This window comes from Klebsiella quasivariicola (genome assembly GCF_002269255.1).
Classification (GTDB): Bacteria; Pseudomonadota; Gammaproteobacteria; order Enterobacterales; family Enterobacteriaceae; genus Klebsiella; species Klebsiella quasivariicola.
In genome coordinates, this window is record NZ_CP022823.1 from 3,179,422 (window position 1) to 3,200,054 (window position 20,633).

The 20,633-nt window shown below is 59.2% G+C and carries 19 protein-coding genes; 14 read left to right on the plus strand and 5 right to left on the minus strand.

Going from position 1 to position 20,633, the window contains the following annotated elements; translation table 11 throughout:
* Positions 1–11 precede the first annotated feature (11 nt).
* A complete protein-coding gene (locus B8P98_RS15855) occupies positions 12–1,181 on the minus strand; it encodes a M20 aminoacylase family protein (RefSeq protein WP_095033214.1) in 1,170 nt (389 codons plus the stop codon).
* Positions 1,182–1,352: 171 nt separating this feature from the next.
* Between B8P98_RS15855 and B8P98_RS15860 the strand changes: the two genes are divergently transcribed.
* Positions 1,353–3,671, plus strand: a complete 2,319-nt coding sequence (locus B8P98_RS15860; RefSeq protein WP_095033215.1) for a helix-turn-helix domain-containing protein — start codon at positions 1,353–1,355, stop codon at positions 3,669–3,671.
* Here B8P98_RS15860 and B8P98_RS15865 read toward each other — a convergent pair.
* On the minus strand, positions 3,638–4,480 hold the full coding sequence (locus tag B8P98_RS15865) for a helix-turn-helix transcriptional regulator (protein ID WP_095033644.1): 843 nt from the start codon (positions 4,478–4,480) through the stop codon (positions 3,638–3,640). The two genes, B8P98_RS15860 and B8P98_RS15865, sit on opposite strands and share 34 nt — an antisense overlap.
* A 107-nt stretch (positions 4,481–4,587) precedes the next feature.
* Here B8P98_RS15865 and B8P98_RS15870 point away from each other — a divergent pair, with 107 nt between their 5' ends.
* From B8P98_RS15870 to sapF, 6 genes are all read left to right on the plus strand, one after another.
* Entirely contained in the window at positions 4,588–5,496 is a 909-nt protein-coding gene (locus B8P98_RS15870; protein ID WP_167382671.1) for an SDR family oxidoreductase, read from the plus strand.
* 332 nt (positions 5,497–5,828) lie between these two features.
* Positions 5,829–7,472, plus strand: coding sequence for an ABC transporter substrate-binding protein SapA (gene sapA, locus B8P98_RS15875; RefSeq protein WP_080897192.1), 1,644 nt, complete (start codon positions 5,829–5,831; stop codon positions 7,470–7,472).
* A complete protein-coding gene (gene sapB, locus B8P98_RS15880) occupies positions 7,469–8,434 on the plus strand; it encodes a putrescine export ABC transporter permease SapB (protein WP_025714713.1) in 966 nt (321 codons plus the stop codon). The genes sapA and sapB overlap by 4 nt, the downstream gene beginning before the upstream one ends.
* Positions 8,421–9,311 carry a putrescine export ABC transporter permease SapC gene (gene sapC / locus B8P98_RS15885; RefSeq protein ID WP_025714317.1) on the plus strand — a complete coding sequence of 297 codons (891 nt, stop codon included), beginning with the start codon at positions 8,421–8,423 and terminating at the stop codon, positions 9,309–9,311. The genes sapB and sapC overlap by 14 nt, the downstream gene beginning before the upstream one ends.
* The gene (gene sapD / locus B8P98_RS15890) at positions 9,311–10,303 is read left to right on the plus strand and encodes a putrescine export ABC transporter ATP-binding protein SapD (RefSeq protein WP_023289349.1); all 993 of its coding nucleotides are present in this window, start codon (positions 9,311–9,313) and stop codon (positions 10,301–10,303) included. The genes sapC and sapD overlap by 1 nt, the downstream gene beginning before the upstream one ends.
* Before the next feature lies 1 nt (position 10,304).
* A complete protein-coding gene (gene sapF, locus B8P98_RS15895; protein ID WP_004140269.1) occupies positions 10,305–11,114 on the plus strand; it encodes a putrescine export ABC transporter ATP-binding protein SapF in 810 nt (269 codons plus the stop codon).
* A 44-nt stretch (positions 11,115–11,158) separates the two neighbouring features.
* Here the strand turns inward: sapF and B8P98_RS15900 are convergent, their stop codons facing one another.
* Positions 11,159–12,538 carry a purine-cytosine permease family protein gene (locus B8P98_RS15900; RefSeq protein ID WP_025714316.1) on the minus strand — a complete coding sequence of 460 codons (1,380 nt, stop codon included), beginning with the start codon at positions 12,536–12,538 and terminating at the stop codon, positions 11,159–11,161.
* 247 nt (positions 12,539–12,785) lie between these two features.
* Here B8P98_RS15900 and B8P98_RS15905 point away from each other — a divergent pair, with 247 nt between their 5' ends.
* The 7 genes from B8P98_RS15905 to osmB all read left to right on the plus strand — a co-directional run bounded on the left by B8P98_RS15905 (position 12,786) and on the right by osmB (position 19,331).
* Complete coding sequence (locus B8P98_RS15905; protein WP_025714315.1) at positions 12,786–13,328, plus strand: HutD/Ves family protein; 543 nt, start codon at positions 12,786–12,788, stop codon at positions 13,326–13,328.
* A gap of 198 nt (positions 13,329–13,526) precedes the next feature.
* On the plus strand, positions 13,527–14,315 hold the full coding sequence (gene fabI / locus B8P98_RS15910; RefSeq protein WP_095033216.1) for an enoyl-ACP reductase FabI: 789 nt from the start codon (positions 13,527–13,529) through the stop codon (positions 14,313–14,315).
* A gap of 190 nt (positions 14,316–14,505) precedes the next feature.
* Complete coding sequence (locus tag B8P98_RS15915; RefSeq protein ID WP_095033217.1) at positions 14,506–15,663, plus strand: CMD domain-containing protein; 1,158 nt, start codon at positions 14,506–14,508, stop codon at positions 15,661–15,663.
* 81 nt (positions 15,664–15,744) lie between these two features.
* Positions 15,745–17,679 carry an exoribonuclease II gene (locus B8P98_RS15920; protein WP_025714312.1) on the plus strand — a complete coding sequence of 645 codons (1,935 nt, stop codon included), beginning with the start codon at positions 15,745–15,747 and terminating at the stop codon, positions 17,677–17,679.
* Between the two features lie 158 nt (positions 17,680–17,837).
* Positions 17,838–18,017 carry a YciZ family protein gene (locus tag B8P98_RS15925; protein WP_002901786.1) on the plus strand — a complete coding sequence of 60 codons (180 nt, stop codon included), beginning with the start codon at positions 17,838–17,840 and terminating at the stop codon, positions 18,015–18,017.
* 71 nt (positions 18,018–18,088) lie between these two features.
* On the plus strand, positions 18,089–18,838 hold the full coding sequence (gene yciT / locus B8P98_RS15930; RefSeq protein WP_025714311.1) for a DNA-binding transcriptional regulator YciT: 750 nt from the start codon (positions 18,089–18,091) through the stop codon (positions 18,836–18,838).
* 274 nt (positions 18,839–19,112) lie between these two features.
* Complete coding sequence (osmB, locus tag B8P98_RS15935; protein ID WP_002901783.1) at positions 19,113–19,331, plus strand: osmotically-inducible lipoprotein OsmB; 219 nt, start codon at positions 19,113–19,115, stop codon at positions 19,329–19,331.
* Between the two features lie 130 nt (positions 19,332–19,461).
* Here osmB and yciH read toward each other — a convergent pair whose 3' ends face one another.
* Positions 19,462–19,788, minus strand: coding sequence for a stress response translation initiation inhibitor YciH (gene yciH, locus B8P98_RS15940; RefSeq protein ID WP_025714310.1), 327 nt, complete (start codon positions 19,786–19,788; stop codon positions 19,462–19,464).
* Positions 19,788–20,525 (minus strand): orotidine-5'-phosphate decarboxylase, encoded by a 738-nt coding sequence (gene pyrF, locus B8P98_RS15945; RefSeq protein ID WP_025714309.1) that lies wholly within the window; start codon positions 20,523–20,525, stop codon positions 19,788–19,790. Before pyrF ends, yciH begins: the two co-directional genes overlap by 1 nt.
* Positions 20,526–20,633 lie beyond the last annotated feature (108 nt).

Here is a 20,633-nt window from a genome sequence, read left to right on the forward strand (position 1 = left end):
GTTTCCGGTGATTAACGCAGATAGTGTTCCGTCAGGCCGCACCATAGCGCCGCCCCGGTCAGCAACAGCGCGTCGTTGAAGTCATAGCCCGGGTTATGCACCATGCAGCGCTCCGGCTCATCGCCCGCGCCGATAGTGAAATAGCTGCCGTGCGGGTGCTGTTCGAGCATAAAGGCGAAATCTTCACTGCCCATAAACGGCTTCACTTCACCCACCTGCTCTGCACCGAACAGCGATGTCGCCACCTCCCGCACCATGGCGTTCGTCGCCGGATCGTTACGCAATACCGGGCTGCCATTGACGTGCGTCAGCGTGGCGGTGGCATTGAAGCTCTCCGCCTGGGCCACGGCAATATCGTGGATCCGCTGCAAAACGGTTTCACGTACCTGCTCATTGAGGGTGCGCACCGTGAGCTTCATCAGCACATGGTCGTTAATGATATTGGGCGCGTGTCCAGCCTGGATGCTGCCGACGGTGACCACCGCCGGTTCAAACGGGGTGATATTCCGCGAGACGATCGACTGCAGCGCGAGGGTGATATGGCAGGCGACCAGCGTGGCATCCACGGTATGCTCCGGTACCGCGCCGTGGCCGCCAACGCCTTTCACCTCAATATGCAGCGTATCGGAGGAGGCCATCATCGCCCCGTCGCGCAGGCCGATCTTGCCCAGCGGCTGACCCGGCATATTGTGCAAGCCGAAGATAGCGTCGCAGGGAAACTGATCAAACAGACCGTCCTCGACCATCACCCGCCCGCCGTACAACAGCTCTTCCGCGGGCTGGAAAATCAGCTGCAGCGTCCCGGTAAACTGGCGGGTGCGCGCCAGATATTCTGCCGCATAGAGCAGCGTGGTGGTGTGCCCGTCATGGCCGCAGCCGTGAAAACGCCCTTCAATCTGGCTGGCCCACGGCTTCCCGCTGCGCTCCTGCATCGGCAGGGCATCCATATCCGCCCGCAGGCCAAGGCGTTTTTTCCCCTCGCCGACGCGCAGCGTGCCCACCACTCCGGTGCCTGCCAGGCCGCGGTGAACGTCGTATCCCCATTCGCTCAACAGCCGGGCAACCTCCTGGCTGGTCTGATGTTCTTCAAAGCCGATCTCTGGCTGCTGGTGGAACTGGCGACGCAGGGCAATAAATTGCGCCTCGTTGACCTGCAGGGCTTCAAGCAACGGATGTGTCATTTTTGTTATTCCTGTGTTGTGTTTGCACGACACTGTCGAGTTTATGCGGCTCACCCCGCTTTCAGGTGCGCTTTTTTGTTTTATATTGACGATAAACTCATGACTGTTTTTCATACACATCAGTTATGACAAAAAATAACCGGTTTTTTTTTGTCTCACGAGGAGAGCCATGTGGAACTGCATTCCGGCGACTTTAGCGTCACCGTGCGCGATGTGCGCCAGTTGAATCAGCCGGAAGGCGACCTGCTGACCCTGCTGTGGGTACTGGAAGGAGCCGTGACGCTGACCGAGGCGGATGTCGCGCTGCCGCTGGGCGTTGACGCGCTGGCCATCGTCAACCGCAACCGTCGCTGGAGCCTGAGCAGCGCCGCGTCCAACGCGGTGATGATCCTGACCCTCTCTGCCAGCTGGCTGGCCCGCCTCGACAGCGCTTTTTTTGCCGTCGACTATCAGATAACGTCGCGCACCCGTGATGCGCAGGATGGTCTGCGCCATCTGATGCGCCAGCTGCTGGTGAGCGGCCTGGTCAATCATCCCGGCCATTCCCGGCTGGAGGCCAACCGCTGGCTGAGTGAGATGGCGCTCCTGCTGGCCACCCGCTTCAGCCAGCCCATCGCCTCCATGCCACGGCGCGATGCCGAGCCGTGGAGTCGGCGGATAGCCAGCGTGGTGGCGCGGATCGACGCCAACTATCAGCGCCGCCTTTCATTACAGGAGGTGGCGGCGGCGGAATTTGTCTCGGAGGCCTGGCTGTCCCGGTTATTTCGCAAAGAGGTGGGCGTCAGCTTTGTCCAGTATCTCACCGCGCTGCGTCTGCGCCACGCGGCAGACCAGCTGTCGGCCACCCGCAAACCGGTCCAGCAAATTGCCCGCGAACAGGGGTTTGCCAGTACGCGAATGATGAGTGACCTGTTTAAGCGCCAGCACGGCGTGACGCCGCGCCAGTATCGTGAACAGCATCCCCGCGAGCTTGCCCGACCGCGTCCGCCGCTGGCCGATCGCTGGCAGCCGGTAGCGCTTGACCGGCTGTATGCCCGACTCAATGAACCGGAGAAGCGCGACCGGGAGAGCCCTCCGCTGCTGATCAATCCGCCGCAGACCCGGGAAATCAACCTGCAGGAGCGCCCGGCGCGCTCCGCCGTTCTGCGCCATACACGGATGGTAGTGACCGTGCGCGAGCTGGACGACCTGCTGCGGGAGGATGTGCGCCGGGAGCTGGAACACCTGCATCGTACCCTGCCGGTGTATGCCGTCGATATCAACGATCCCTTTCTCAGCAGCCGGCTGTTCGGCACCGGCTGGGACGATCCGCAGATGGCCGGCTACGCCTGCTGGTACAATCTGCAGCAGATCTTCAGCTGGCTGGCGGCGATGGGCTGGCATGTGATCCTGCATACCGGCGTCACCACCCGCAGCGACCTGCTGCAGCGCTTTCTGCAACTCGCCGCCAACCATTTCCCCCCGGCGACGCTCAACAGCTGGCGCGTTGTCTGGCACTGGTCGCCGCAGGCCAGCGAAGCTACCCGCCAGGCCGCCTGGCGGCAGCAACGCGAGGTTCTTGACCGCCTGCTGCCGCAGCCGCAGCTGGGGATCTGGCACCGCTTTGCCGCCAGTGACCCTGGGGACGATCCGCTGTTTCACTCACCGCTGCTGGCGGAAGCCGATTTTCTCGCCTGCCAGGCAGATGCCAACGAACAGCTGGATCTGGCGCAGGCGGACAGCAGCCGCCTGGCCTCCAGCGAGCATTATCCGCTGCACAAGCTGCGGCAGATCCACAGCGCGCTGCGCCAGCGCCAGCTCAACCTGCCGCTATGGCTGCTCTCCTGGAATACCCTGACCGGCGATACACGTGATACTAATGGCCGTTTTTTTCGCGGTGCGCTGTTGATGGACAATTTGCTGGGGGTGGCGGACCAGGTCTGGCTGGCGGGGTTCTGGTTGAACTCAGGCCTGCAGGGAGAAGCCCGCTCCAACGGGAAGCTGGATACCTCAAGCCTCGCGCTGCACTATCTGCACGGACTGCCGCGACCGGTTTACTGGGTGCTGTGGCTCTGGCGGCGGCTGCGCGGCGAGATCCTGTTTCACGACAGAAACCTGCTGCTGCTCCACCACCAGGGGCATTACCAGCTGCTGTTACGCAATACAGTAGTCTACAATCCCTGGCTCTCCAGCGAAGCGGCCTTTATTCAGCGCTTTAGCCAGCCGTACAGCGTCAAGCTGCTGGGTCTGGCGGGCCGCTGGCGCATTAAACAGCACCTGTTCGATCAGCATCACGGCGCGTTATTCCCACTGGTCGACGCCTTTCGCAGCCGCAGTGGCCCCGACGCCGAGGATTACCAGTGGCTGATGCATCAGGCCCGTCCGGCGCTCAGCGTGGAGGAGGCCCGGCTCGACGGCCACTGGCTGCGGATCGACTCGCTGGAAAGCAACGCCCTGGCGCTGTATGAATTTACCCCTCAGCTCTCCTCCGGCGAGGATCCCGTCCCCTGAAGCAACCCGTCAATTTTCCGCTGACTTTCCGTTGTTGCCGGATTAAAGACCAGCAGGGACAGATCGGGGCGGCCTTCCACGGCAAACGAGGTGAACTCCAGGTCGAGGGGGCCCATCTGCGGGTGGTGGATGCGCTTATAGCCTTCTCCATGGCCGGCGACGTCATGGCTTTGCCAGAAACGGGCAAACTCGACGCTCTGCTGGGTGAGTTCCGCGATCAACTGATCCGTCTCCGCCGTGGCCCCCAACCGGGTGACATCGGCGCGAAAGGCGTTGACGATAAGCTGTCCCACGGTTTGCCAGTTCTCCAGGGTGCAGCGGGCCTCTGGCCGGGTAAACAGGCGGCGCAGCACATTGCGTTCGGCCAGCGGCAGCTGGCCATAGTCGGTCAGTACCCTGGCCGCCGCGCTATTCCAGGCGATGACGTCCCAGCTGGCGGTGCGGATAATCGCCGGAATGGTGAAAGCATCAAGCACCCGCTGCAGGCGCGGCGTCATATCATCCGTGACCGTCAGACGCGTCTGCGGCGGATGGCCAAACGCAAGAATAAACAGATGTTCGCGCTCCGGGGTGGTCAGCCGCAGACCGCGGGCGATCCGCTCCAGCACCTCGCGGGACGGCGCGCCGCCGCGCCCCTGTTCAAGCCAGGTATACCAGGTCGGGCTGATGCTGGCGAGCTGCGCGACCTCTTCGCGGCGCAGACCGGGCGTGCGTCGGCGCCCCGCCGGAAAGCCAAAGGTTACCGGGTCGAGGCGCTGGCGCCGGGCGCGAAGAAAATCACCTAATGCATGGTGGTCAGAAGTATTCATCATCTGTGTGAGATCTGCCTGTTAGAATTTATACCCCGATAATGTCTCTACTTTAAGAGTATGGCAGCGCGGGTAGGATACGCCTGAAAACTCGTTCAGGAGGTTCAATGATGCGTATATTTCTTACCGGCGCGAGCGGCTTTATCGGCTCACGTATTCTTCCGGCGCTGCAGGCGTCGGGACATCAGGTTATCGGCCTCGCGCGCAGCGACGCCGCGGCGCAGGCCCTGGAGGCGGCCGGCGCCGAGGTGCATCGCGGCACGCTGGACGCCCCGGACTCGCTGCTGGCGGGTGTCGGGGACGCCGACGCGGTGATCCATACCGCCTTCGACCACGATTTCAGCCGCTTTGCCGCCAACTGCGAGAAGGATCGACAGGCGATCCTGGCCCTGGGCCAGGCGCTGCGGGGGAGCGCGCGGCCGCTGGTGATCACCTCCGGCACGCTGATGGGTGACGACGGAAGCGGCGCCCCGGCCCGGGAGTCGTTCTTCAACGCAGCGCACCCCAGTCCGCGCACCGCCTCAGAGCTCGCCGGCCAGCAGCTGCTGGAAGCGGGAGTGGATGTTCGGGTCGTCCGCCTGCCTCAGGTGCATGACACCGTACGCCAGGGGTTGCTGACCTGCTATATCGAACGTGCGGTCGCCAACGGGGCGGTAGCCCTGCGCGGCGAGGGGAGCAATCGCTGGTCCGCCGCCCATGTGGATGACGTCGTACGTCTGTATGTCAGTGCGCTGCTGCATGGTGCGGCCGGTGAGCGCTATCATGCAGTGGCCGAAGAGGGGATCGCGTTACGGGATATTGCTGCGGTAATTGCCCAGGGATTAAACCTGCCGCTGACCCACCTGGATGAGTCGCAGGTCGACGCCTGGTTCGGCTGGTTTGCGCCGTTTACCGCTCTTGACCTGCACGCCAGCTCGGCATGGACCCGCGAGCGATTGCAGTGGCAACCCATTGGCCCCGGCCTGCTCGACGATCTGCAAAATATGGACTATGAAAAAGTGACGTTGTCACTATAAACAATGGCGTTCCCCCTGCATAACACCCGACGGGTGCATTGTTGTGCCCGTCGGGCCACGCTCGTTCTTCCCCGCTATACTCAATGCACTATGCCCTCAGCGCCTGCTAAACAGGCGAGCAAACCGCAGCCAAACAGACCTGACTGGCGATATCGGCGATAAAAAGTTACCATGTTTCACTATACAGACTCGGTTCCGCGACTATTTTAATCAATTGACTGAATACTATACGCACCCGGTAACCGCATTATCCCTCAGGCTTGTTGAAGGCGGTGGTGAATGTCTATTAATCTTAATAAGATAGAGTTCAACTCTATAATCAAACAGAAAATATGCGCCTGAAATTGTCATCTCTCCTGGCAGCCGTTTCCCTGCTGTGTGGACAGGCTTTTGCCGCCCCTGCGCTTCCCGACCGCGCCGATATCCGCGATAGCGGTTTCGTCTATTGCGTCAGCGGCCAGGTGAATACCTTTAATCCGCAAAAAGTCAGCAGCGGACTGATCGTCGATACGCTGGCGGCGCAGATCTATGATCGCCTGCTTGACGTCGACCCCTATACCTACCGGCTGGTACCCGAGCTGGCGGAGAGCTGGGAAGTCCTTGATAACGGCGCCACCTACCGTTTTCACCTGCGTCGTCATGTCCCGTTTCAGCGCACAGCGTGGTTTACCCCGACCCGGGATTTCAACGCTGATGATGTGATTTTTACCTTTGGCCGTATTTTTAACCGCGACCATCCGTGGCACAACGTCAATGGCAGCAGTTTCCCCTACTTCGACAGCCTGCAGTTTGCTGACAGCGTAGAGAGTGTGCGTAAACTGGATAATCAGACCGTCGAGTTTCGCCTTAAGCGACCGGACGCCTCGTTCCTCTGGCATCTGGCCACCCACTATGCATCGGTGACTTCCGCCGAGTATGCCGCCCGGTTAACGCAAAATGACCGTCAGGAACAGCTGGATCGCCAGCCGGTCGGCACCGGTCCGTTCCAGCTGGCAGAGTATCGTACCGGGCAGTACATCCGCCTGCAGCGCCATCCCGGCTACTGGCGCGGTAAGCCGTTGATGCCGCAGGTGGTGGTCGACCTCGGCTCCGGTGGTACCGGTCGTCTGTCGAAACTCCTCACCGGGGAATGCGACGTGCTGGCCTGGCCTGCCGCCAGTCAGTTGACGATCCTGCGTGACGACCCGCGCCTGCGCCTGACGCTGCGCCCGGGCATGAACATTGCCTGGCTGGCTTTCAACACCGCCAAGCCGCCGCTGGATAACCCGCAGGTGCGCCATGCCCTCGCGCTGGCCATTAACAACCAGCGCCTGATGCAGTCCATCTACTACGGCACCGCGGAAACCGCGGCCTCGATGCTGCCACGCGCCTCGTGGGCCTACGATAACGACGCTAAAATTACCGAATACAATCCGCAGGAGGCCCGCGCCCGCCTGAAGGCTCTGGGGCTGGAAAATCTGACCCTCAAGCTGTGGGTACCCACCAGCTCGCAGGCGTGGAACCCGAGCCCGCTGAAAACGGCGGAGCTTATCCAGGCGGATATGGCGCAGATTGGCGTCAAGGTGATCATCGTGCCGGTAGAGGGGCGATTCCAGGAAGCGCGCCTGATGGATATGAGCCATGACCTGACGCTCTCCGGCTGGGCGACGGACAGTAACGATCCGGACAGTTTCTTCCGTCCGCTGCTGAGCTGCGCGGCGATCGCCTCGCAAACCAACTTTGCCCACTGGTGTAATCGGGAATTTGACGACGTGCTGCAAAAAGCGCTGATCTCGCAGCAGCTCGCCTCGCGAATGGACGCGTACAAAGAGGCGCAGCAGATCCTCGCCCGCGAACTGCCGGTCCTGCCGCTGGCCTCATCGCTGCGGCTACAGGCTTATCGCTATGATATGAAAGGCCTGGTGCTCAGCCCCTTCGGTAACGCTTCGTTCGCTGGGGTGTCGCGGGAGAAAACCGAAGAGGTGAAAAAACCATGATTATATTTACCCTGCGCCGCCTGCTGCTGCTGCTGGTCACCCTCTTTTTTCTGACCTTTGTCGGCTTCAGCCTGAGCTATTTCACCCCTCATGCCCCGCTGCAGGGCGCCTCGCTGTGGAATGCGTGGCTGTTCTGGTTTGAAGGGGTGCTGCACTGGGATTTTGGCGTCTCCAGCATTAACGGCCAGCTGATTTCTGAGCAGCTGCGCGAGGTGTTCCCGGCGACCATGGAGCTGTGCATCCTCGCCTTCGGCTTTGCCCTGCTGATTGGCATTCCGGTGGGCATGATCGCCGGCGTAATGCGCAACAAATGGCCCGATACGCTGATCAGCGCCGTTGCGCTGGTCGGTTTCTCGATCCCGGTCTTCTGGCTGGCACTCCTGCTGACCCTCTTCTTCTCCCTGACCCTCGGCTGGTTTCCGGTCTCAGGCCGCTTCGATCTGCTGTATGAGGTGAAAAATGTCACCGGTTTCGCGCTGATCGACGCCTGGCTCTCGGACTCGCCGTGGCGTCATGAGATGATCGTCAGCGCCGCCCGGCATATGGTGCTGCCGGTGCTGACCCTGGCGGTCGCCCCCACCACTGAAGTGATCCGCCTGATGCGCATCAGCACCAGCGAGGTGTATGACACCAACTACGTAAAAGCGGCCGCCACCCGCGGCGTGTCGCGACGCAAAATTTTACTGCGTCATGTACTGCATAACGCCCTGCCGCCGGTGATCCCGCGTCTCGGCCTGCAGTTTTCCACCATGCTCACCCTGGCGATGATCACCGAGATGGTGTTCAGCTGGCCCGGGCTGGGCCGCTGGCTGATCAACGCCATCCGCCAGCAGGACTACGCGGCGATTTCCGCTGGCGTCATGGTGATTGGCGCGCTGGTGATTATTGTCAACGTAATTTCCGATATCCTCGGTGCCATGGCTAACCCGCTGAAACATAAGGAATGGTATGCCCTACGATAGCGTTTATCTGGAAAAGCGTCCGCCCGGCGCGCTGCGCACCGTATGGCGTAAATTCTATGGCGACACCACGGCGATGATCGGCCTGTACGGCTGCGCGGGCCTGCTGCTGCTCTGTATCTTCGGCGGCTGGTTCGCTCCCTACGGTATCGATCAGCAGTTTCTGGGCTACCAGCTGCTGCCTCCATCATGGTCGCGCTACGGTGAAGTCTCCTTCTTCCTGGGAACCGATGACCTCGGCCGCGATGTGCTGAGCCGGCTGCTGAGCGGCGCGGCGCCGACCGTTGGCGGGGCCTTTGTCGTCACCCTCGGCGCCACGCTGTTTGGCCTGGTGCTGGGCGTGATTGCCGGTTCAACCCACGGCCTGCGCTCGGCGGTGATGAACCATATCCTCGATACCCTGCTCTCCATCCCGTCGCTGCTGCTGGCGATTATCGTCGTCGCCTTTGCCGGACCGCATCTCAGCCATGCCATGTTCGCCGTCTGGCTGGCGCTGCTGCCGCGGATGGTGCGCTCGGTTTACAGCATGGTCCACGACGAGCTGGAGAAAGAGTACATTATCGCCGCCCGCCTCGATGGCGCGTCGACGCTGAATATTCTGCTGTTTGCCATCCTGCCCAATATTGCCTCCGGCCTGGTAACCGAGATCACCCGCGCCCTGTCGATGGCTATTCTTGATATTGCTGCGCTGGGCTTTCTTGACCTCGGCGCCCAGCTGCCTTCGCCAGAATGGGGAGCCATGCTGGGCGATGCGCTGGAGCTTATCTATGTGGCGCCGTGGACCGTCATGCTGCCCGGGGCGGCGATCATGCTCAGCGTACTGCTGGTCAACCTGCTGGGCGACGGTATTCGCCGGGCGATCATTGCCGGGGTTCAATAATGCCGTTACTCGATATTCGTCACTTAACCATCGAATTTAAAACCAACGAAGGTTGGGTAAAGGCCGTCGATCGCGTCAGCCTGACCCTGACCGAAGGCGAAATCCGCGGCCTGGTGGGTGAATCCGGTTCCGGAAAAAGCCTGATCGCCAAAGCTATCTGCGGCGTCACCAAAGACAACTGGCGGGTCACCGCCGACCGCATGCGGTTCGATGACATCGACCTGCTGCGGCTGTCGAACCGCGAGCGGCGGAAACTGATCGGCCATAATGTGTCGATGATTTTCCAGGAGCCGCAGTCCTGTCTCGATCCCTCTGAGCGCATCGGCCAGCAGCTGATTCAGAGTATCCCAGGCTGGACCTACAAGGGGCGCTGGTGGCAGCGGCTGGGCTGGCGCAAGCGCCGGGCCATCGAGCTGTTGCACCGGGTGGGCATTAAAGATCACAAAGACGCGATGCGCAGCTTCCCCTATCAGCTGACCGAGGGCGAGTGCCAGAAGGTGATGATCGCCATTGCCCTGGCCAACCAGCCGCGCCTGCTGATCGCCGACGAGCCGACCAACGCCATGGAGCCGACCACCCAGGCGCAGATTATTCGCCTGCTGACGCGGCTCAACCAGAACAACAACACCACCATCTTGCTGATCAGCCACGACCTGCAAATGCTCAGCAAATGGGCGGATAAAATCAACGTCATGTACTGCGGGCAAACGGTAGAGAGCGGGCCCAGCGAAGAGCTGATCACCCTCCCACATCACCCCTACACCCAGGCGTTAATCCGCGCGATCCCGGATTTTGGCAGCGCCATGCCGCATAAAAGCCGCCTCAACACCCTGCCGGGAGCGATCCCGCTGCTGGAGCAGTTGCCCATCGGCTGTCGGCTGGGGCCGCGCTGCCCGTACGCCCAGCGCGAGTGTATCGAAACGCCGCGTCTTACCGGGGCGCGCAACCATCTGTACGCCTGTCATTTCCCGCTGAACATGGAGAAAGAGTGAAATGGTCGAAACATTGCTGGAAGTTCGCCAACTCAGTAAGACCTTTCGCTACCGCACCGGCTGGTTTCACCGCCAGACGGTGGAGGCGGTTAAGCCGCTGAGCTTCACGCTGCGCGAACGGCAGACGCTGGCGATTATTGGCGAGAACGGCTCCGGAAAATCGACGCTCGCGAAGATGCTGGCGGGCATGGTGGAGCCCACCAGCGGCGAGCTGCTCATCGACGACCATCCGCTAACTTTCGGGGATTACTCCTACCGCAGCCAGAAGATTCGCATGATCTTTCAGGATCCGTCGACCTCGCTGAACCCGCGCCAGCGTATCTCGCAGATCCTCGATTTCCCGCTGCGGCTGAATACCGATCTCGACGCTGAAGCGCGGCAGAAACAGATTATCGACACCCTGCGCATGGTCGGTCTGCTGCCGGACCACGTCAGCTATTACCCTCATATGCTGGCGCCCGGTCAGAAGCAGCGTCTCGGCCTCGCCAGGGCGCTGATCCTGCGGCCGAAGGTCATCGTCTGTGATGAGGCGCTGGCCTCGCTGGATATGTCGATGCGCTCCCAGCTCATCAACCTGATGCTGGAACTGCAGGAGAAACAGGGCATCTCCTATATCTATGTCACTCAGCACCTGGGAATGATGAAGCACATCAGCGATCAGGTGCTGGTGATGCATAACGGGGAAGTGGTCGAGCGCGGCAGCACCGCCGATGTGCTGGCTTCGCCGCTGCACGACCTGACCCGACGCCTGATCGCCGGCCACTTTGGTGAAGCCCTCACCGCCGACGCCTGGCGTAAAGACGGGAAATAGCTCGCAAGGACCAGCAGGGGCGCCTCTTACGCCGCCCCTGTCATTCAGGTGGTAGGGAAGAGACTCTGCGCCGGCAGCGACCGGCGGTCAAAGCGGCGCAGCGCGTAGTAAAGCCCCCCGGTACCAAACCAGCCAATCATCCATGACACATCGTTACCGGCGAAGATCCACGTGAGCGAACCATGGAACAACGGGTTCTCAATGAACGGCAACTGGATCAGCACACCGACGATATACAGGCTAATCGCGTACAGGTTCCAGAAACCGTAGCGTTGATGCGGGTCGCTTAGCGCCGGAATATCGAGGGCCCCTTTCGAGATAAGGTAGTAATCCGTTAGACAGATGGCGCTCCACGGCACGAAGAACGCCAGCAGGAACAGAAGAAAATGCGTGAAATGCTTTAAGAAAGCGGGCTCGCTAAGCAGCGCGATAATACAGGAAGCCGCCACCATCAGCACCACGAATGCAATGCGGCACGCTTGCGACAGCACGGTCTGTCGGCGGAAGGCGGAAACAATGGTGGTCAGCGACATAAAGCTGCCGTAGGCATTCAGGGTAGTAAAGGTAATTTTACCAAAGCAGATGGCGAAATAGATAATCATGGCCATAGCCTGGCTCTTACCTAATCCCACCAGATAGCTCACCTCGTGACCAGGGAACGCGCTGCCGGCAATGGCCGCCGTCAGTACGCCCAGCGTCATCGACGTTTGGGTGCCCAACACGGTGCCGAAAAACACCGAGCAGCACGTTTTTATGGCGGAGACATTGCGTGGCAGGTAGCGCGAATAGTCGGAAACATAGGGGCAAAAGGCGATCTGCCACGATGAAGAGAGCGATACGGCTAACAAAAACGTCGGCAGCGAAAAATGGTTATTGCGCGCAAGCGCACTGAGATCGGCCGAGAGTAGCAGCGTGATGAACATATAAACGAAGGCCAGAATACCGACGATACTCGCCAGTTTGCCCAGTTTGTGGATCACTTTATAACCGAGGACGGCGATAACAATAATAATCGCACTGAATATCAGCATCCCGGCCACATGGCTGATCTTCAGCAGTTTGGCCATTGCCTGCCCGGCCAGTACGGTACCGCTGGCAGAAAAACCGATATACATGACGCAAACCAGCACCAGCGGCACCACCGCGCCAAAAACGCCAAACTGGGCGCGGCTAAGGATCATTTGCGGCAGTCCGAGTCGCGGTCCCTGCAGCGCATGTAGCGACATCACCGCCGCCCCCAGCATCTGACCGACCAGAAGCCCGATCAACGACCACACGACGTCGCCGCCCAGCACAACGGCTAAAGCGCCGGTGACAATTGCCGTAATTTGCAGATTGCCGCCAAACCACAGGGTGAACTGGCTAAAAGGGTGTCCATGCCGTTCGCTTTCCGGAATGTAATCAATCGACCGCGTTTCACTCATTCCAGCATAATTGCTCTTTGACTGCCCGTCTGTAGATGAAAACGAAGACATAGGTTCCTCACTGAAATTGTTAATGTCACCTCACTCAACCGATCATGTATATACAAGCATTGACAATACTCCGCCTTGCATGCACTCTCATTTTGTGACGAATATGTAAAATATTTGTATTGCAAAAGGTTACTAAATAACGTCAAGGCGGCGTTTATCCTTGGCGTCAGAAGCAATTAACGAAGGTGTGCTACCCATGATGGTCCCTTTTCAACTTGCGTCGCTCCCCGTCACGCCGTGGAAAAACGGCGGCGGAGAAACGCGCGAAATCATCTGCGTACCCGCGCCAGATGCCCCCTTTCTCTGGCGAGCCAGCATCGCCACTCTGCAGGCGGATGGTCCTTTCTCCCCTTTCCCAGGCGTTGACCGGGTGATCACCCTGCTGGCGGGACAGCCGTTACGGCTGTGTGGCGAGAATATCAACCAGCCGCTGGCGCTCTGGCAGCCGTGGGCGTTCCCCGGGGAATGGGCGCTGTCCAGCGTCGGGATCGTTGAGCCGGGGCTGGACTTCAATATCATGACCCAGCGCGGGCGAGCATCGGCAACGGTGCAAATGGTGAGCTCGCCGCAACACCCGGCCACCGACGGGGTCGCTTATGTGCTGCAGGGCGAGTGGGATCTGGCCGGGCGGCGCTGCGCCGCCGGTAGCGGCCTCTGCTGGCGCGGTGAATCGCCGGGAGATCTGCGTCCCCTGGGCAGCCATGGACGCCTGCTGCTGGCGGAGATCGCGCTCAAATAATCGTCAGGAGAGAGGGTATACTGGAGCTATCGCGATACGCTTTTGCCCTGTACGCCGCGGGCCGGCTGAAAAATATCGTGACACAAGGGGTCGTCAGTGGGATATAATTCCCGGCTAAATTTGAGTTATTTTGAAATAACAATGTTAACGTTATGATTGTTAAAGTAAAAATAAGCAATAACGATAAGGATTAAAGCTATGGGTTTTCTTTCCGGTAAGCGCATTTTGATCACTGGCGTCGCCAGCAAACTGTCCATCGCCTACGGTATTGCGCAGGCAATGCACCGTGAAGGCGCGGAACTGGCATTCACCTATCAGAACGAAAAACTGAAAGGTCGCGTAGAGGAATTTGCTGCCGCGCTGGGTTCTGACATTGTGTTGCCGTGCGACGTTGCTGAAGATGAGAGCATCACCGCGCTGTTCACCGAGCTGGAAAAAGTCTGGCCAAAATTCGATGGTTTCGTCCACTCTATCGGTTTTGCCCCGGCTGACCAGTTAGACGGCGACTACGTTGACGTTGTCACTCGCGACGGCTTTAAAATCGCGCACGACATCAGCACCTACAGCTTTGTGGCGATGGCTAAAGCCTGCCGTACTATGCTGAACCCGGGCTCGGCTCTGCTGACGCTCTCCTACCTGGGCGCAGAGCGCGCGATCCCGAACTACAACGTGATGGGTCTGGCCAAAGCTTCTCTGGAAGCTAACGTCCGCTATATGGCTAACGCCATGGGTCCGGAAGGCGTTCGCGTCAACGCCATCTCTGCCGGTCCGATCCGTACGCTGGCCGCGTCCGGTATCAAAGATTTCCGTAAAATGCTGGCCCACTGCGAAGCGGTCACCCCGATCCGTCGCACTGTCACCATTGAAGATGTGGGCAACAGCGCAGCCTTCCTGTGCTCTAACCTGTCCGCGGGTATCTCCGGTGAAGTCGTTCACGTTGACGGCGGGTTCAATATCGCCGCCATGAACGAGCTGGAACTGAAATAAGTTCCTTGCCCTCCTCGCCCCGGTGAGGAGGGTTCCCCCTTCCCCTTCGCATCGCGCTCCCTCTGTTATTCCAATCGGCTATTTGTTAGCACGTATCAATATTTTCTCCGGCTTCCGGGTTACGCCAGGATAGTTCTGCATAAACGATCCGCGGAACGGCGGTTCGCCACATACCGAACAAGGAAAGCCCATGGAGCCACGCCGCGTGAATGGCAAAAACCACTGGTATCACGAAACCCAGTCAACAATCTGCCCGGTGGATGTCCTGCCGCTTGTCCCCGAAGCCGCCCATGTTGAAGACCGCTTTTTGCTGGACCTGACGCTGCCGGACGCCTGGTTATCTACTCATGCTGGCTGGTTACACCCCGCTCGCCAGCTGGCCGGACTGCTGTTTCCCGATCAGGTGACTGTCAGCCGCCTGCAAACCTTTACCGCCTACGATCGCCTGAGCACCGCGCTGACTGTTGCTCAGGTTTACGGCGTCCAGCGCTTGTGTAACCACTACGCTGCCCGCCTGGCGCCCCTGCCGGGTCCTGACTCTTCGCGCGAGAGCAACCGCCGCCTGGCGCAGATCACGCAATACGCTCGTCAGCTTGCCGGTTCTCCCTCTGTGATTAACGCCCTCTCCCGCAGCCAGCTGGATGAAGTCGGTTTAACCAGCCGGGATATTATTTTGATCAACCAGATTATTGGTTTCGTCGGCTTCCAGGCCCGGGCAATTGCCGTCCTGCAGGCGGCGCTGGGCTTCCCGGTGCGCTGGATCCCCGGTATGCCTCAGCAAGAGGAGGCGCCCGCCGACCTGTTCACTTCCCCGACGGGTGAGTGGCAAAGCGACCTTGACGATCCTGACCTGCAGTACGCCGATGATGAGCGCCAGCGGCGCATCGCCAGCTGGCAGTCGCTACCTGGCCTCGGCGAATTAGCCCCCCTGCTGGCCTGCGACCCGCTGTTGATCGCGCCTCTGGAGACATTGATCCGCCAGCTCAGTACTGACGATGCCTTTGGCCCGCAGATCGCCCTACTCACGGCGCGTACCAACGGCAGCGCCACCTGTTTTGACGCCTGGCTTAATCGCTGGCAAGACGAAGAGGATTTTGCCAGCCATCTGCGGCAAGGCGAGCTTGCGCTCCAGCGCTGGCTTAACCGGCACCCTCAGTCGCGTGCGCTCGTCACCGCGGTCCAGTTGTTGACCCGCTCGCCAGACCGGTTTAGCGCCGCTCAGCTAACCCCCCTCGCGGAATATGGACTTTCTGCGGAACAGGCAATCGATTTGTTAACCTGGAGCGGGTTGTGCGGCTGGATGAATCGTCTGAAAATCGCCCTCGGCAATGTGCGTCAGCAGACGTAAATTGCTGAAACAGCGCTTGCTGCGGCAGGCATATTCGCGTAAAAATGTCAGCCGCTCTTTTAGCCACGAAAATACCTAATTATGTTTCAGGATAACCCGCTGCTAGCGCAGCTTAAACAGCAACTGCATTCCCAGACGCCGCGCGCGGAAGGGGTCGTTAAGGGCACGGAAAAGGGCTTTGGCTTCCTCGAAGTGGACGCTCAGAAGAGCTACTTCATTCCGCCGCCGCAGATGAAAAAAGTGATGCATGGCGACCGTATCGTCGCGGTGATCCATTCTGAAAAAGATCGCGAAAGCGCCGAACCAGAAACCCTGGTTGAGCCCTTCCTGACCCGTTTCGTCGGTAAAGTCCAGAAGAAAGACGACCGCCTCGCTATCGTTCCTGACCATCCGCTGCTGAAAGACGCCATTCCCTGCCGCGCCGCCCGTGGCGTTGAGCACGATTTCAAACAGGGTGACTGGGCCGTCGCCGAGATGCGCCGTCATCCCTTAAAAGGCGATCGCGGGTTTTACGCGGAGCTGACCCAGTTTATCACCTTTAGCGACGACCACTTCGTCCCCTGGTGGGTAACGCTGGCGCGCCATAATCTGGAAAAAGAGGCGCCGGACGGCGTCGCCACTGAGATGCTTGACGAAGGGCTGACCCGCCGCGATTTAACCGCCCTCGACTTCGTCACCATCGACAGCGCCAGCACCGAAGATATGGACGATGCGCTGTATGCTGAGTCCGCCGCCGACGGCAAACTGCTGCTGACGGTCGCCATTGCCGACCCGACCGCCTGGATTGCCGAAGGTAGTAAGCTGGATAACGCCGCAAAAGTACGCGCCTTTACCAACTACCTGCCGGGCTTCAATATTCCGATGCTGCCGCGCGAGCTGTCAGACGATCTGTGCTCGCTGCGTGCCAACGAAGTGCGCCCGGTACTGGCTTGTCAGATGACCCTGGCAGCCGATGGCACCATTGAAGACAACATCGCGTTCTTTGCCGCCACCATCGAATCAAAAGCCAAGCTGGCCTATGACGATGTTTCTGACTGGCTGGAAGGCCGCGGCAGCTGGCAGCCGGGCAGTGAGGCGATCGCCCAGCAAATTACGCTGCTGAAGGACGTGTGCCAACGTCGTAGCGAATGGCGTCAGACCCATGCACTGGTATTTAAAGACCGTCCGGACTACCGTTTCGTCCTCGGCGAAAAAGGCGAAGTGCTGGACATCGTCGCGGAACCGCGCCGTATTGCCAACCGCATTGTTGAAGAGTCGATGATCGCCGCCAACATCTGTGCCGCACGCGTTCTGCGCGACAAGCTCGGCTTCGGCGTTTATAACGTCCATACCGGCTTCGACCCGGCGAATACCGAACAGTTGGCCGCCCTGCTGAAAACCCACGACGTGCACGTCGACCCGGCGGAAGTCCTGACTCTCGAAGGGTTCTGTAAACTGCGCCGTGAACTGGACGCTCAGCCGACCGGTTTCCTCGACAGCCGCATTCGCCGCTTCCAGTCGTTTGCGGAAATCAGCACCGAGCCGGGTCCGCACTTTGGTCTTGGGCTTGAAGCTTACGCCACCTGGACTTCGCCGATCCGTAAGTATGGCGACATGATTAACCATCGTCTGCTGAAGGCCATCATCAAAGGTGAGACCATTGCGCGTCCGCAGGATGAAGCCACCGTGCAGATGGCGGAGCGCCGTCGTCTTAACCGCATGGCGGAACGCGATGTCGCTGACTGGCTGTATGCCCGTTTCCTCAACGACAAAGCCGGGACCGATACCCGCTTTGCCGCGGAGATTATCGACGTCAGCCGCGGCGGGATGCGCGTACGTCTGGTGGACAATGGCGCGGTTGCCTTTATTCCGGCCCCGTTCCTTCACGCCGTACGCGATGAACTGGTGTGCAGCCAGGAGAACGGCACCGTGCAGATCAAGGGCGAAGTGGTTTACAAAGTCACCGACGTTATCGATGTCACCATCGCCGAAGTCCGCATGGAAACCCGCAGCATTATTGCGCGTCCGGCAGTCTGACGTGTCATCTCAGCGGTTCCTGCGGGAACCGCTGCTTCTTTCCTCTCCATCCAGCTATTTCCGTCGCGCCGATTAAGGTTGTGCGTTTTTTTCGCTTCTCTTTTTCACTCTTTTTTAGCATCATTGATTTCATTCGTTTTTGTTACCAGGATAATGCCATGTCAGATGTGAATGCCCACCTGCTCGCTCAACGTATCGATACCGTGCTGGATATTCTGGTTGCCGGTGATTATCACTCTGCAATCCATAATCTGGAGATCCTCAAAGCAGAGCTGCTGGCGCTGGCGGCGGACGACGCGGAGCAACAAAACCAGCCCAAAGCGCCCTGGGAAATCTGATTATCACCTATTCTGCAACCGGCTTTTCATTCCGGTTGCTCGCCAAATAGCCCCCTAACAGTGATGTTGCTATGAACGCCCGACAACAAAGTATTTTGCAAGTGGTCATCGATAAAGGCCGCATGAGCGTCGCCGATCTGGCGAAGATGACCGGTGTCTCAGAGGTCACTATTCGCCAGGACCTGAATCTGCTGGAGAAGCAGAGCTATCTGCGCCGCACCCATGGTTATGCCGTCCCGCTGGACAGCGAAGATGTCGAAACCCGCATGATGACTCATTTTGCCATTAAGCGTGAGCTGGCCAGCCGGGCAGCGGCGCTGGTAAACGCCGGCGAAACCGTGTTTATCGAAAACGGGAGCAGCAACGCCCTGCTGGCGCGCACCCTGGCTGAACGGGGAGATATCACCATTATCACCGTCAGCAGCTATATTGCCCACCTGTTGAAAGAGACGCCGGGAGAGGTGATCCTGCTGGGCGGGATATACCAGAAACGCAGTGAGAGCATGGTAGGCCCCTTGACCCGCCAGTTCATTCAGCAGGTGCATTTCAGTAAAGCCTTCATTGGGATCGATGGCTGGCAAGCAGACACCGGCTTTACCGGCCGCGATATGATGCGTGCGGATGTGGTAAACGCCGTGCTGGAAAAACATTGCGAGGCAATCATCCTCAGCGACAGCTCTAAATTCAGCGCGGTTCACCCCTATCCACTGGGGCCCGCCGGCCGCTTTAATCGCGTGATCACCGACGATCGGCTGCCGACCGCGTGCCGCGATCAGCTGATCCGCAGCGGTCTTCTCGTCGATATCGTCCCTCACACCTGACAATCTCTCACCCCGCTCCACACGATAGCAGCGGACGGGGTGTTCTGGCGCTCTGAGAGTATTCCGAGCCGTTAATTAAGATTTTTTACCTGACGATAAATTTTAAAAAAAGTAAAATTATTATTAGCGATATAACAGGAAGTGACTATCACCTGCGTGATTTTCGTGAAACCTGCGCACCCTAACTTCATGGTATTGCCCTAAAGCTGCTATATCAGGCTATGCTTAAAGGAGCGTTGTATCCATGAATAGATTATTCAGGAGAAAAAAAATGATGACTTCAACGAGCAAAAAAATGGCTGCTGTCGTTCTGGCTGTCACTGTAGCAATGTCTCTGAGCGCTTGCTCTAACATGTCCAAACGCGATCGCAACACCGCAATCGGTGCTGGCGCGGGCGCCATCGGTGGGGCAGTGTTAACTGACGGTAGCGCGCTCGGTACCCTGGGCGGGGCAGCAGTCGGTGGTATTATTGGTCACCAGGTCGGCAAATAATATAATTACCTGACCAAATAAAAGAATAATTCACACGAATTGACTTACGCACGTAAAATGATTCAAGGCCGCGGCTTTCACCGCGGCCTTGTTATTTGAGCAGAAGATTTAAATATTGCAGAAATAGTGCTCAACCGCCGGCTAACTTGACCTTCATCCCTTTCGCCTCGAGCAGCGATTTGAGTAAATCGCGTTTATCGCCCTGAATCTCGATCACGCCATCTTTCACCGCGCCGCCGCAACCACATTTCTTTTTCAGCTCTGCCGCCAGGGCCGTTAGCGCAGCATCATCGGCATCAATGCCGCTAATCAGGCAGACGCCTTTGCCCTTGCGACCGCTGGTCTGACGCTGGATACGTACAATGCCATCGCCTTTAGGGCGCACTGGCGCCGGTTTTGCCTCGTCGATACGCCCGGATTCCGTGGAGTAAACCAGGCGGCTATTGGAATCGCTCATTATGCCTCCTTTGACAACGAGACGTTGATCGCCCGCAGCGTTGCGGCAGGATCGGCCGACTGCGTTACCGGCCGACCAATCACCATATAATCCACCCCGGCTTGCTGGGCCTGCTCAGGGGTCATGATCCGCCGCTGATCGCCAGCGTCGCTGCCCTGCGGACGGATCCCCGGGGTCACCAGTTTAAACGCCTGCCCCAGCTCCTGTTTGAAGCGCACTGCCTCCTGAGCTGAACACACCACCCCGTCCAGGCCGCAGCGCTGAGTGAGCGCCGCCAGCTTCGCCGCATAGTCCGCCGGGGATAAGGTAATGCCCAGATCCTGCAGGTCGCTGGCTTCCATGCTGGTGAGCACCGTGACAGCGATGAGCAGCGGCGCATCTTTTCCAAACGGCAGCAGCGCTTCCCGCGCGGCGGTCATCATTCGCGCCCCGCCGGAGGCATGGACATTCACCATCCATACGCCCAGCTCCGCCGCTGCCGCCACCGCACGGGCGGTAGTGTTGGGAATATCATGAAACTTAAGGTCAAGGAATACCTCAAACCCGCGCTGATGCAGCTCGCGTACAAACTGCGGCCCCAGCAGGGTGAACATCTCTTTACCCACCTTCAGACGGCAGTCGAGCGGGTCGATGCGGTCGACAAATGCCAGCGCTTTATCGCGATTATCATAGTCAAGCGCAACCACAACGGGAGAGGAAGTGACAGCGCGGGAAGATGTGATAGCTGTAGACGTCATGACCAGACCTTAGTGTTGATGGGCGCCTGAGCGGCGCAAAAAAGGTAAACGGGCAGCATTCTACCTGTGATGCTAACAAAATGACAGGCCGCTGTATTTGCGCTGGTC